We start from the raw sequence: 12,442 nt of genomic DNA, 5'->3' as shown, positions 1-12,442 counted from the left end.
CCAGCCAGAAGCATTGCAACAGGAGATCAACATGAACCTGCACAACACCTCCTACCCCGCGACATCGAAGCACGAGGAGCTCGTCCCGTCGCGCTATGCGTTGAAGGTCGGCGAGATCGACGTGCTGGTGGTGAGCGACGGCGTGCTGCCGCTGCCGGCCGAGATGTTGGCGTACAATGCCGACCCTGCGGTCCGCGCGGCCTGGCTGGACGACATGTTCCTGCCACCGGACGCGTTCGACTGGGCGTTGAACGTGGTCGTGGTGCGCAGCGGAGAGCAGACCATTCTGATCGACGCCGGGCTCGGATTGGACCCGGACCTGCACCTCCCGCGAGCCGGGCAGCTGGTCAGGCGACTGGAGGCCGCCGGCATCGATCTGGCATCCGTGACCGACGTGGTTCTGACCCACATGCACATGGACCATGTCGGCGGGTTGCTCGTCGAGGGCGTGAAAGACCGGCTGCGTCCGGACCTGCGAATCCATGTGGCAGCCGCCGAAGTCAAGTTCTGGGAGTCGCCCGATTTCTCCCGCGTCTCCATGCCGCCGGGCTTCCCGGACGCACTTCGACAGACGGCCAAGCGGTTCGCGCACGAATACCACAACCAGCTCCGGACGTTTGACGCCGAGTTCGAGGTCGCGCCGGGGGTGGTGGTCTGCCGCACCGGCGGTCACACCCCCGGGCACAGCGTGGTCCGCCTGACCTCCGGCGGCGAGCGACTGACATTCGCCGGCGACCTCGTGTTCACCGTCGGATTCGAACATCCTGACTGGCACAACGGCTTCGAACACGATCCCGAGGAAGCCGCCCGCGTCAGAGTGAACCTTTTGCGGGAGCTTGCGGCGAACCGCGAACTGCTGGTGGCCACGCATATGCCGTTCCCGTCCGTTGGTCATGTCGCTGTTGCCGGCGACGCTTTCCGCTGGGTGCCCGTGTCCTGGGACTATTGAGCCTCGTGCGCCCCATGCTTCCTTCTCCTCCTTTTAGGAGAAGGAAGCATCAGCGCTGGCTGTAACTCAGAACGTCACGCGCATGCCCGCATAGAACGCGCGCGGCCTCGCCGGGCTCAGCGAGCGCGGGTCGGTGAATTCCGCGCCATTGGTGAAGTTGGGCAGGGCGTCGCGATCGAAGAAGGTGCCGAGTGTCGAGTAGCGGTGGTCGAAGATATTGTTGACGCGACCATAGAGCTGAACGTTCTTCGTGACCTGATAGGACGTGTGCAGATTGAAAACCGCGTAGGACGGCAACTGCGGAAACTGGTTGGATTCGTCGCCAACGAAAAACTGGCTTGAGACAAAGAGCGCGTCGCCACCGACTTTCCAGACATCGGTAACTGCGTATTCGACGCTGGCCTTGATGAGATGGCGCGGCAGGCGCGGAATCTGATTGCCCGGCAAGACCTGGATATTGCCGTCGGCGTCTGCGAACGGGCTATCCGAGCCCAGCGTTAGCGCATCGAGGAAGCGCGCATCGAGGAATGCATAGCTCGCCTGGAACTGCAGCACGTTCGACTTCAGACTCACCTCGGCTTCGAGCCCCTGCCTGCGCGTGCGACCAACGTTCTGGAAGAAGCCGAAACCGGTCAAGCCCGGGATCGGGGTCGCGACGATGTCATCGTAGTTGGTGGCCCGGAAGGCGCCGATCTTCCATCCGAGCGAACCGATCATCAGCTCCTTCGTACCGCGGAAGCCCGCTTCCACCGTCTTGGATACCACTTGCTTTAGTGGAGGGTCGGCGACCAGGAATTGTCCGATGATACACGGCCGCGCCGGATCAGCGCAGCCGAGCTCGAGCGGTGTCGGCACTCTGTTGGCTTCGGAGTAGCCGGCATAGGCTGTTATTTCGGGCGTAATCTTGAAGGTACCCCCGATGATGGGATTGAAGCGATAAAAATCGTGCTCGCCGTTGAGCGCGGTGCCGAGCTGGTCCATCAGCGAGATATGGGCCGCATTGAACCGCCCACCTCCGGAAACCGCAAAGCGATCCGTCACGTTGAACGTGTCCAGCGCATAAAGTCCCTGATACTGGTTGACGGTGCGCAGCGATACCGGGCCGATTGATGTCGGCTCGCCTGACTGGCCCAGGAATATCCCGCTGCCCGTGACGACGTAGTTCGTGCCTATTGTTCCCAGTTCCGTGCTGCCGTTGAATTGCGTGTTGCTGAGGTCGTAGCTTGCGCCAATGACGAAACGGTTGTCATGACCGAACACCTGATCTGTGTTGGTCGCCTGTCCGGACACGCCAAACGAGGTTGACCTTGTGCTGGTGCGATCGATCTGGCTGAGAATGGCACCAGGCCCAAAGGTGTTGGCGAGCTGCACGCCATTCAGGCCGAATGCTGGGACGTCATCATCGTCAAAGCACAACAGGGTTGGATCGTCGCAAGGCAGGGTATCGGTCGGGTTACCGTCGACCGTACTTTGTTTGAAGCGCCGCAAGCGTGCCGTGCCCTCAAAGGTCCAGGTCGGCGTCGCCTCCACCTTGCCGGTCAAGTTGAGGTAAGCGACCTTGTTGGAGATGGTCTGTGGCGTCGTGTAGGTGGCCCCCCAATATTGCTGGAGCAATTCGGCCGGAACAGTACTGGGACCAGCCAGCGAATTGTTGGCGACGCCACCATTGAGGTGAAATTCGTTCCCTTCAAAGCGATAGCCGACGTCGCCATAGAAGCGCCGGACGTCCGATGACGAGAAATTGCGGAAGCCGTTGTCGTGAATGCCTTCGAGTGCACCATAGACAGACCAGTTTCCATCGACCTGCTTGCCCCATTGCGCAGAACCCTGAATGCGACCGAACGAGCCGCCCATGATGTCGATTTCGGCACCCTGATAGTTGAAACCGTTCTTCATCTGCAGATCGATGGCGCCGCCGAGGGCATTCAGGCCGTACGCCGGGTTGTTGGTCACCACGACCGCTGACCGGATCGCAGCCGTCGGAATCAGATCCCAATTGACGATATCGGAGAAGGCCTCGTTGATGCGCACGCCATTCTGATAGACGGCGAGCCCTTGCGGCGTCCCGGCCAGAGGTGAAGCAACGTAACCGCGAAACTGAATATCGGGCTGAAAAGGATTACCGGTCACTTCGTTGATGCTGACGCCGGGCACGTACTGCTGCAGGGCATCGGCGATATTCGGCGAATTGGTGCGCTTGATCTGACTGGCATCGACGGCATTGATCGCCGACGGGACCTTGTCGACATCGAGACCCCGGCCGGTGCCCGGCGAGGTCGGATAGACATAAAGCCGTGTCCTCGGGGCGGCGGAGCCCGGCGTCCCCACGCGCGCGACCGGTCGCGCCGGTGCGACGCGCCTCGCCGCCGAAGGCGGCGGCGCCGCCACCTCGACCGGCGGCAGGTTCTGGACGTTGGTCTCCTCGTCCTGAGCGGCAACAGCATCAGTCGCAAAGACCATTCCCGTGGAAACTGAAATGATGACCAGACCACGAACGCCCATTCCTGCCCGCCTCCACCCGTATCGTCCGGCTCTCTCGGTTCCCCGCCGGTTAGGCGAACGATACAGGCCAACAGCCGAAGAGCACCAGCCGTAAAAGGTCCGCCCGGTCCGGCGCACGAATTCCCGACCAAATCGGGAATTATTCCCGGTCCGTCCAACGGCTGCGCGCGCCTCATCGGGCGCGACCGGGAACTATTCCCGGCCGCCGCGAGACTTTTTGCCGAACCTCGCGAAAGACCTTCGTGCAATCCTTGGCTCGACATCGCGATCCGATCGCGAGTCATTCATCCGTAGACTCACCCCGCCCTCGCGGGCGGGGTGCCTTTACGGCAATCAAGAATACAGGAGGAAAATGATGACGTGGGGGGACCGCTTTTCCGCTCGATATTCATCGGCTCGGCCAGTCCGCAGCAATCTTGTCGTAGGTCTTCTCGCAGGCTTGGGCCTCGCCGCATCCATCACCGCCGCGTCTGCGCAGGATTCCGCGAAGACCCCGACGCCGGAGAGCATCAAGGCCATCACCTCGCAGGTCGACGGCGCCTACATCGAGGCCAATACCGCAACGTCCAACAACTGGCCGACGATCGGTCTCGACTACGCCGAGACCCGCTTTTCGAAGCTCAATCAGATCACGAGCGACAACGTCAAAGGCCTCGGCCTGGTCTGGTCCTACAATCTCGAATCCTCGCGCGGCGTCGAGGCGACGCCGGTCGTCGTCGACGGCATCATGTACCAGACCGCCTCGTGGAGCGTCGTGCATGCTATCGATGCGCGAACCGGCAAGCGCATCTGGACCTTCGATCCGGAAGTCAACCGCGAGCTCGGCTACAAGGGCTGCTGCGACGTCGTCAACCGCGGCGTTGCCCTCTACAAGGGCAAGGTGTTCGTGGCCGCCTATGATGGCCGCCTGATCGCGCTCGACGCGGCAACCGGCAAGAAGGTCTGGGAAAAGGACACGCTGATCGACCACGAGCATTCCTACACCATCACCGGCGCGCCGCGCGTCTTCAACGGCAAGGTCGTGATCGGACAAGGCGGCGCCGAATATGGCGCGCGCGGCTACGTCACCGCCTACGATGCCGAGAGCGGAAACCAGCTCTGGCGCTGGTTCACCGTCCCCGGCGATCCGTCGAAGCCGTTCGAGGACGAGTCGATGGAGAAGGCGGCCAAGACCTGGGATCCCGCCGGCCAATATTGGCTCAACGGCGGCGGCGGCACGCCATGGGACACCATCACCTTCGACCCCGATCTCAACCTCGTCTACATCGGCACCGGCAACGGCTCGCCCTGGAACCGGAACGTGCGCAGCCCCGCCGGTGGCGACAATCTCTATCTCGCCTCGATCGTGGCGCTGAACGCCGATACCGGCAAATACGCCTGGCACTATCAGGAGACGCCCGGCGATCACTGGGACTACACCTCGACCCAGCCGATGATTCTCGCCGACATCAGCATCGACGGCGCGCCGCGCAAGGTCATCCTGCACGCGCCCAAGAACGGCTTCTTCTTCGTGATCGACCGCACCAACGGCAAATTCATCTCGGCGAAGAATTTCGTCGATGTGAACTGGGCCACCGGCTACGACGCCAACGGCCGCCCGATCGAGGTGCCGGCCGCGCGCGGCGACGCGGCCTACGACTCGATCCCGGGACCCTACGGCGCCCACAATTGGCATCCGATGTCGTTCAACCCGCAAACCGGACTGGTCTATCTGCCGGCCCAGAACGTGCCGCTGAACCTCATTCCGGAAAAGAAGTTCAAGCAGAATGCCGCAACGCCGGGCAAATTCGGCGGCGCCACCGGCTGGAACGTCGGCTTCGTGCTCAACGGAGAGCCGCCCAAGAGTCTTCCGTTCGGACGCCTGATCGCATGGGATCCGGTCAAGCAGAAGGAAGCCTGGCGCGTCGAATACCCCTCGCCATGGAACGGCGGCACGCTGACCACGGCCGGAAACCTGGTGTTCCAGGGCACCGCGGATGGTCGTTTCGTCGCCTATGACGCCACGACGGGCAAGACGCTGTGGGAAACGCCGACCGGCACCGGCGTGGTCGCTGCAGCCTCGACCTACATGCTCGACGGCGTGCAGTATGTCTCGATCGCCGTCGGCTGGGGCGGAGTCTATGGCATGGCGCAGCGGGCGACCGAGCGGCAAAGTCCCGGGACGGTCTACACGTTCGCGCTCAACGGCAAGGCGCCGCTGCCGGAATTCGTGAAGTACCAGACCGAAGGCCTTCTCCAGGGCGTGAAGTATGATCCGAAGGACGTGCCCGAAGGCACGGCGCTCTATGTCGCCGCCTGCGCCACCTGCCATGGCGTGCCCGGCGTCGACAGGGGCGGCAACGTCCGCAACCTCGGCTACGTGCCGGCGGAGGAGATCGCCAACCTCAAGAACATCGTGTTCAAGGGACCGTTCCGCGACAAGGGCATGCCGGACTTCACGGGCAAGCTGACGGAAGCCGATGTCGTGAAGATTCAGGCCTTCATCCAGGGCACCGCCGACGCAATACGGCCGAAGAAGTGACGCGGCGATACGGCTGCGGCAGGCATTGCCGCAGCCGGCTCACCCGATGCTCGCGACACGCCTCAATCCTTTGAAACATCATGCCTTTCAGAGAGACCCCTTGAGTCCCATACTCGTCGTCGACGACCATCCCATCATTGCCGAAGCCTGTCGCATCGTGCTGGGGGACGTCGAGGACGTGGTCGCTGCGCGCGATGTGCCGAGCGGCTATGCAGCATTTCTGGAGCACCGGCCCGGGGTCGTCATCCTCGATTTGACCTTTCCGGGAGAAGCACTCGGCGGCGTCGACTTGCTGCACCGCATCTCCTCGGATGCGCCGCTCGCCCGCATCCTGGTTTTCAGCATGCATGCGGACGCGAATATCGTCGCGTCCGCGATCAAGGCGGGAGCCATCGGATATTTGCTGAAGGACTCTCCGCCGGACGAACTGCCAAAGGCGGTGCGTCAGGTCCGGCTCGGCCATCGCTATGTCGACGAGCGGATCAATTTGCGCGGCGTGCCCCTGCCCGATCACGTCGACTCCGGCAGGGTCGCCATACTCACGCGCAGAGAACGAGAGGCGCTCAGCCTGCTTGGCCAGGGAAATTCATATTCTGCGATCGCCGAAGAGCTGGTCATCACGCCCCGGGCCGTCGCCCGGCTGATCAAGCAGGCGAGGACCAAGCTCGGTATCCGTCGCACGAGCGACCTGCTCCGCCGGGCGCGCGAGCTTGCGGGCGGCGCAGATAGCTCGAACTGACGCGCGAGCCGCCGGTTTATTGCAGGAGCTGAAGCAGCGCGCGTCCGGCAGGCGTCATCGATTCTCTCCCATCCAGCGTTCCATCGTGATCCGGATCGGCTGCGTCGAAGCGCCGCGAGACGACGGCGAGATATTCATTCACCGAGAGCGTTCCATCGTGGTCGGGATCTGCGGCCGCGATCTCTTTGGCGGATAATCTGCCCCGCAACTCCCGCACGTCCAGCGTGCCGTCGTGATCCGGGTCGAGCCTGGCGAAAAACGCCGTCGCCGCCTTCCTGACCTCGATATGGTCCAGCGTCCCGTCGCTGTCGATATCGAATTTCTTGACCGGATCACCGCGAGAAGCCGCCAGCGCAGATCCCGACACCATCACGGCAGCCAGAATCGAGACCACCCACTGGCCAAATTTCGGCATTTCGAGCTCTCCCGGAGCTAGTCGACGTCACATTCAGATCAGGACGAGGCGGTTGGAATCAAGGCCTCCACGGTCAGGCCGGCATCGCCGGAGACGACGTTGAGCGTGCCACCCAGCGCCAGGATCCGCTCGCGCATGCCGACGAGGCCGAAGCCGAGCTTCTGCCCCGGCTCCATGCCGCGCCCGTTGTCGCTGACCCGCACCCGGGCGCAGCCGCGGCCGTCGTGAGTCATCTGCTCCACCGGCTCGATGACGACATTGACCGCGGTCGCGCCGGCGTGGCGGAATACATTGGTGAGCGCCTCCTGCACGATACGATAGATGGTGAGATCGGCCGTCTCGCCGGTCGGACCGAGCGCCGGTGAGATCACGGTCTCGATCGCGACGTCGGGATGCGACTGCCGCCATAGCCGCGACAGGGATTCGAGCGCCTTGCGCAAGCCGAGCTCGGCAAGGCCCACGGGCCGAAGGCGCTCCAGCACGCGGCGGTTGAATTGCTGGAGTGCATTGATCTGCTCCAGCATGGCGCTGCCATGTTTTCGCACGGCATCCGCACTCGGGTCGCGTCCGTCCGCCAGCTTCGCCAGCGCGCTCGCATGCGCGCGCAGCGAGAACAGGTAAGGCCCGAACTCGTCATGGAGCTCGCGCGCGATCTCCTTGCGCTCGACATCCTGAAGGGACACCGCACGCTCGGCAAGACGCCGCTTGTCCTCGACCGCCTCACCAAGCGTCGCAGCAAGGTGGTTGAGCTTGGTGCAGATCGCGGCGAGTTCCGGCGAGCCGCCCGGCGCGACACGGGCATCGTAATGTCCGCCTTCGAGCTTCCCCATTGCCTCCGCCAGAGACTGGAGCGGTGCCAGTGCCCGGCCGACCACGTTCATCATCAGGAAGAACAGCGCGAGCGCGATCACCGAGCCGACCTCGAGCTGGGTCACGATGCCGTCCCAGATCTCGGCGATCTCGTCGTCGGGATGCGAGGTGATCAATAGCGAGCCGGGCTTGCCCTGGATCGAGACCGGCACGCTGACCGCGGTCTGCTCGGGATGAACCAGGGCGACGAACCAGGCCGGCGGCGCGCGCGTGTCGGCGTCGGCATCGGCCCGGGGGGGCGTCAGCGGATGGCCGCCGGCGTCCCGAAGCGTGATGCTGACGTGGCGCAGGCGGCTGAGATCGCGCGCGATCTGGTTGAGCCTGGCATCCGGATCGGGGGCCTCGTTGAGATCCGCCACGATCATCTCGATGAACTCTCGGGCAAGGCGGATCACGCTCTGGTCCTCGGCTTGCACGCGCGGCCCGGCTTCCGCGACCTGCCGGCCGATATTGACGGCGAGCCCCAGCGCCAGCAGCAGCGCCAGCAAGAGGTTGATGCGCCCGCGCAAGGATAAATTTCGCCACATTGGTATCGCCTGTGCCTCGCGAAGGATGCCCGCGCCTGTCCGATGACGTTGACAGAGGCGAAGCGCCGGATATCTAATCGGAAGCGTACAGCAATCCCAGCCGGGTTGCATGAGGCCACATGAGACGCGCAGCTCCTCATGTCGGCAGCGTGCGGCGCAAAACAGGCAAATTCCAACACGGGAAACGCGCTGTCGCGGGGAACGCCTATGCGCATTCTGATCGTCGACGATCATCCCATTGTCGCCTCCGGCTGCCGTGCCGTGCTGGCGGACGAGGGCGAGATCGAGATTTTGGAGGCCGCCGACGCCGAAGACGGCGAGTGCGTCTTCATCGTCGAACGCCCCGAGCTCTGCATCATCGACATCAACCTGCCGACCGTCTCCGGATTCGAGCTCGCGCGCCGCATCCTCGAGCGCGCGCCCGACGCCCGCATCATCATGTTCAGCATGAATGACGATCCTGCGTTCGCCGCGCGGGCGATCGAGTGCGGCGCCAAAGGCTATGTCTCCAAGACCGGCGATCCCGACGATCTCGTCGAGGCGATCCGCGCCGTCGGCGGCGGCGGCACGTACCTTCCGACCGCGATCGCGCGCAGCATCGCCTTTGCGGGGCCGACGCTGGCGCAAAGCCCGCTGTCGAAGCTGAATGCGCGCGAGATGGAGATCCTGCGGCTGCTCAGCGCCGGCAAGAGCCTGTCCGAGATCGCCTGGCTGGTGCAATCGTCCTACAAGACGGTTGCCAATACCTCGTCCATCATGCGCCAGAAGCTCGGGGTGAAAACCTCCGTCGAGCTGGTGCGGCTGGCGATCGACAGCGGCGTCGCCTGACGACGCCACAAATTTCGGTCACACAAGCGTTGCAATGTTGATGTGGTGAGATGCCACGGAGTTTCAGGCATGACGATCCAGACCGTCTCGACGAATAAATCCTATGGCGGTGTGCAGGGCGTCTACCGCCATGCAAGCCAGGCGACCGGAACCGACATGGTGTTCTCGGTCTACGTTCCGCCGCACGCGAGCGATGCCAGACTACCCGTGGTCTGGTACCTCTCCGGGCTCACCTGCACGCATGCCAATGTCACGGAGAAGGGCGAATTCCGCAAAGCCTGCGCCGAGCTCGGCCTGATCTTCGTCGCGCCGGACACCTCACCGCGCGGGCCGGACGTGCCTGGCGATGCCAACAACGCCTATGATTTCGGCTTGGGGGCCGGCTTCTATGTCGATGCGACGCAAGAGCCGTTCGCGCGCAACTATCGGATGTGGAGCTATGTCACCGACGAGTTGCCCAAGCTGATCGCGGAACACTTTCCGGTCGACGTCAAGCGGCAATCGGTGATGGGTCACTCGATGGGCGGCCACGGTGCGCTGACGGTTGCGCTGCGCAACCCGCACCGGTTTCGCGCGGCAAGCGCTTTCGCGCCAATCGTGGCGCCTTCGCAGGTGCCCTGGGGCATCAAGGCCCTGACCGGCTATCTCGGGCCGAACAGGGATACCTGGCGCAACCACGACACGGTGGCGCTGATCGAGGACGGTGCGAAATTCTCGGGCTTCCTGGTCGACTATGGCGATGCCGACAATTTCTTGAAGGAGCAGCTCAAGCCGGAGCTGCTGCAGGAGGCCTGCACTAAGACCAATATCCCGCTGACGCTGCGCCGGCAGGTGGGCTACGACCACAGCTATTACTTCATCTCGACGTTCATGAGCGATCATCTGCACTGGCATGCGGCGAGATTGACGGCGTGATCTCTGCGTGCCACACGCGCACGCTGCTTCCTTCCCTTCTTGTGGGAGAACGTGGCGCGCGCATGGAGGCCCCTCGCTCGCCTCGCCGCAGCGCGGCGAGCCACCTCCCGCGAGCGAAGTGGGTGCACAGCGGCGCCCGCCGAGACTCTACTCCGGCCTCCCGTAATTCGGCGCCAGCAGGCGGTTGCGGACCAGATAGCTCAACGTGCGTGACCAGGATTCGTCGGTGTTGCCGCGCATGTCGGCGCTGGCGACGGTGATCATGTCGCCGGTCTTCACGTCGCGCAAATAGATGTTGAGATTGATGATCAGGTTCGAGACCTTCTGCACCAGGCCAGTGATCTCCAGGTCGGCGCCGAGCTGTCCGGCAAGCTTGAGGTCGCAGCCGCCGCAGGCCTGCAGATTCGCGTGACGGGCGGCATCCCGAACCGGCGCGATGTCGAGCATCTGGAACTTGCCTGAATCCGCCAGCTCCTTGCGGAGCTGCTCGCTGATGCGCTCGAGCCGCGCCTGCTCGGGCTTCGAGCCGTAGAACTCGCCGGGCAGGCTGGTGTCGATCAGCTCGAAATCGAACACCACGAGTTTCGGCGGATCTGCGAGCGCGACCGAGCCCGTCAACAGCAAAGCCGAGAAACAGATCAGTGCTCGCATAATCGTGATTCCCGGTCTCGCGCGCGCGAGGACGAAATGCGGGGTTGCAAGGCGGGCCAAATCGGTCATGCTTGAAGCAGAAACAATTCTCCACCGGCGGTCAAGCCGGGGAGAACACCTGGAGGAAACATGATCCGATGGTTGGCCGGCCTGATCGGCTGGAGTCTTGCCGCAACGAGCGCGCTCGCGGCCGACCCCGTCACGATCGGCGTCGGCTATCTCGGCATCGCCGGCACCAGATCGACGCTGTCCCTGGTCGAGCAGCCCGCCGAGAATGACGGCGTTGCCGGCGCCCGCCTCGCCATCGAAGACAACAACACCACCGGGAAATTCCTCAACCAGCGCTTTACGCTGGAGGAGCGCCGCATCAAGGAAGGCGAGGACGTTGTGCAGGCGGCGTCCGCGCTCGCCGAAAAGAACGGCTTCATCGTCGCCGACCTGCCGGCCGATGCGCTGCTAAAGGTCTCGGACGCCTTACGCGACCGCGGCACGCTGCTGTTCAACGTCGGAGCCATCGACGAGCGGCTGCGCGAGTCCGATTGCCGCGCCAACGTCATCCATACCGCCCCGACCCGGGCAATGCTTGCCGACGCGCTCGGGCAATACCTGGTGTGGAAGCAGTGGAAGCGCTGGCTGCTCGTGGTCGGCTCCCATGACGAGGACAAGCTGTTCGCCGATGCGCTCCGGCGCACCGCCACGCGGTTCGGCGCCAAGATCGTGCAGGAGCGCACCTTCGAAGACAAAGGCGGCGCACGCCGTACCGATAGCGGCGTGACACTGATACAGCGCCAGATGCCTGTCTTCACTCAGCAGGCGCCGGCCTATGACGTGCTGGTCGCCGCCGACGAGAGCGAGGTGTTCGGCGCCTATTTGCCCTATCGCACCTGGGATGCGCGGCCCGTCGCGGGCTCGGCCGGACTGGTGCCGCGCAGCTGGGACGCCGCGCAGGACCAGTGGGGCGCGATCCAGATGCAGAACCGCTTCTTCAAGCTGAATTCGCGGCGCATGACCGCGCTCGACATGCAGGCCTGGACCGCGGTGCGCATGATCGGCGAAGCCACCTCGCGCACCAATTCCGGCGACGTCAAGAAGGTGACCGACTTCATCAAGGGCCCGGACTTCTCGGTCGCCGCGTTCAAGGGCACGCGGCTCACCTTGCGCGACTGGAACTTGCAGCTGCGCCAGCCGATCCTGCTGGTCGACGGCCGCATGGTGGTGTCGGTGTCGCCGCAGGAGGGATTCCTGCACCAGGTCTCCGAGCTCGACACGCTCGGCTACGATCGTCCGGAGAGCAAATGCAAGCTGAAGTGAGCGAAGTGATGCGACGGAGCCTCCGCAGAGATGGTGCGCCTCCTCTCCCGCGAGCGGGAGAGGGTTGGGGAGAGGGTCTCTCCGCTCGCGAGAACCCCCAAGAGGAGAGAGCCCTCTCCCGTATCGCATCTGTCGATGCGATACGACCTCCCCCGCAAGCGGGGGAGGTGAGGACCGCCCGCGGACGGAGATCGCACCTGCTAAGAGCAGCGTT

Annotated in this window: 10 protein-coding genes; 6 read left to right on the top strand and 4 right to left on the bottom strand. The window is 63.9% G+C overall.

The annotated features are described in order from the left end of the window. Window positions 1-31: 31 nt before the first annotated feature. Window positions 32-949, top strand: a complete 918-nt coding sequence (locus tag AC1RQP_RS30155) for an MBL fold metallo-hydrolase (protein ID WP_492940357.1) — start codon at window positions 32-34, stop codon at window positions 947-949. Between the two features lie 66 nt (window positions 950-1,015). Here the strand turns inward: AC1RQP_RS30155 and AC1RQP_RS30150 are convergent, their stop codons facing one another. Continuing rightward, entirely contained in the window at window positions 1,016-3,451 is a 2,436-nt protein-coding gene (locus tag AC1RQP_RS30150; protein WP_492940355.1) for a TonB-dependent receptor, read from the bottom strand. Between the two features lie 355 nt (window positions 3,452-3,806). Between AC1RQP_RS30150 and AC1RQP_RS30145 the strand changes: the two genes are divergently transcribed. Further along, on the top strand, window positions 3,807-5,972 hold the full coding sequence (locus AC1RQP_RS30145; RefSeq protein ID WP_492940353.1) for a PQQ-dependent dehydrogenase, methanol/ethanol family: 2,166 nt from the start codon (window positions 3,807-3,809) through the stop codon (window positions 5,970-5,972). Between the two features lie 100 nt (window positions 5,973-6,072). After that, complete coding sequence (locus tag AC1RQP_RS30140) at window positions 6,073-6,711, top strand: response regulator transcription factor (RefSeq protein ID WP_492940351.1); 639 nt, start codon at window positions 6,073-6,075, stop codon at window positions 6,709-6,711. A gap of 16 nt (window positions 6,712-6,727) precedes the next feature. Here AC1RQP_RS30140 and lanM read toward each other — a convergent pair whose 3' ends face one another. Further along, entirely contained in the window at window positions 6,728-7,126 is a 399-nt protein-coding gene (gene lanM / locus AC1RQP_RS30135) for a lanmodulin LanM (RefSeq protein ID WP_492940349.1), read from the bottom strand. 38 nt (window positions 7,127-7,164) lie between these two features. Further along, a complete protein-coding gene (locus AC1RQP_RS30130) occupies window positions 7,165-8,523 on the bottom strand; it encodes a histidine kinase (RefSeq protein ID WP_492940347.1) in 1,359 nt (452 codons plus the stop codon). Window positions 8,524-8,730: 207 nt separating this feature from the next. Between AC1RQP_RS30130 and AC1RQP_RS30125 the strand changes: the two genes are divergently transcribed. Beyond that, window positions 8,731-9,351, top strand: coding sequence for a response regulator (locus AC1RQP_RS30125; RefSeq protein WP_239625600.1), 621 nt, complete (start codon window positions 8,731-8,733; stop codon window positions 9,349-9,351). Between the two features lie 69 nt (window positions 9,352-9,420). Continuing rightward, window positions 9,421-10,266, top strand: coding sequence for an S-formylglutathione hydrolase (fghA, locus tag AC1RQP_RS30120; RefSeq protein WP_492940345.1), 846 nt, complete (start codon window positions 9,421-9,423; stop codon window positions 10,264-10,266). Between the two features lie 147 nt (window positions 10,267-10,413). Here fghA and AC1RQP_RS30115 read toward each other — a convergent pair whose 3' ends face one another. After that, window positions 10,414-10,986: a DUF3280 domain-containing protein gene (locus AC1RQP_RS30115; protein ID WP_492940343.1), complete on the bottom strand. Its 573-nt coding sequence runs from the start codon at window positions 10,984-10,986 to the stop codon at window positions 10,414-10,416. Between the two features lie 60 nt (window positions 10,987-11,046). Between AC1RQP_RS30115 and AC1RQP_RS30110 the strand changes: the two genes are divergently transcribed. Next, on the top strand, window positions 11,047-12,228 hold the full coding sequence (locus AC1RQP_RS30110; RefSeq protein ID WP_492940341.1) for an ABC transporter substrate-binding protein: 1,182 nt from the start codon (window positions 11,047-11,049) through the stop codon (window positions 12,226-12,228). Window positions 12,229-12,442 lie beyond the last annotated feature (214 nt).

The organism is Bradyrhizobium sp. GW821-FHT13H06, from assembly GCF_058803975.1.
Note: the sequence above shows the minus strand (reverse complement) of the source record. Positions and strands in the feature narration are given on the sequence as shown.

Excerpts from the sequence above, each read along its gene's own strand:
- AC1RQP_RS30150 (WP_492940355.1), bottom strand. The coding sequence starts at position 3,451 with ATGGGCGTTCGTGGTCTGGTCATCATTTCAGTTTCCACGGGAATGGTC.
- lanM (WP_492940349.1), bottom strand. The coding sequence starts at position 7,126 with ATGCCGAAATTTGGCCAGTGGGTGGTCTCGATTCTGGCTGCCGTGATG.
- AC1RQP_RS30110 (WP_492940341.1), top strand. The coding sequence starts at position 11,047 with ATGATCCGATGGTTGGCCGGCCTGATCGGCTGGAGTCTTGCCGCAACG.
- AC1RQP_RS30130 (WP_492940347.1), bottom strand. The coding sequence starts at position 8,523 with ATGTGGCGAAATTTATCCTTGCGCGGGCGCATCAACCTCTTGCTGGCG.
- AC1RQP_RS30125 (WP_239625600.1), top strand. The coding sequence starts at position 8,731 with ATGCGCATTCTGATCGTCGACGATCATCCCATTGTCGCCTCCGGCTGC.
- fghA (WP_492940345.1), top strand. The coding sequence starts at position 9,421 with ATGACGATCCAGACCGTCTCGACGAATAAATCCTATGGCGGTGTGCAG.
- AC1RQP_RS30155 (WP_492940357.1), top strand. The coding sequence starts at position 32 with ATGAACCTGCACAACACCTCCTACCCCGCGACATCGAAGCACGAGGAG.
- AC1RQP_RS30145 (WP_492940353.1), top strand. The coding sequence starts at position 3,807 with ATGACGTGGGGGGACCGCTTTTCCGCTCGATATTCATCGGCTCGGCCA.
- AC1RQP_RS30115 (WP_492940343.1), bottom strand. The coding sequence starts at position 10,986 with ATGACCGATTTGGCCCGCCTTGCAACCCCGCATTTCGTCCTCGCGCGC.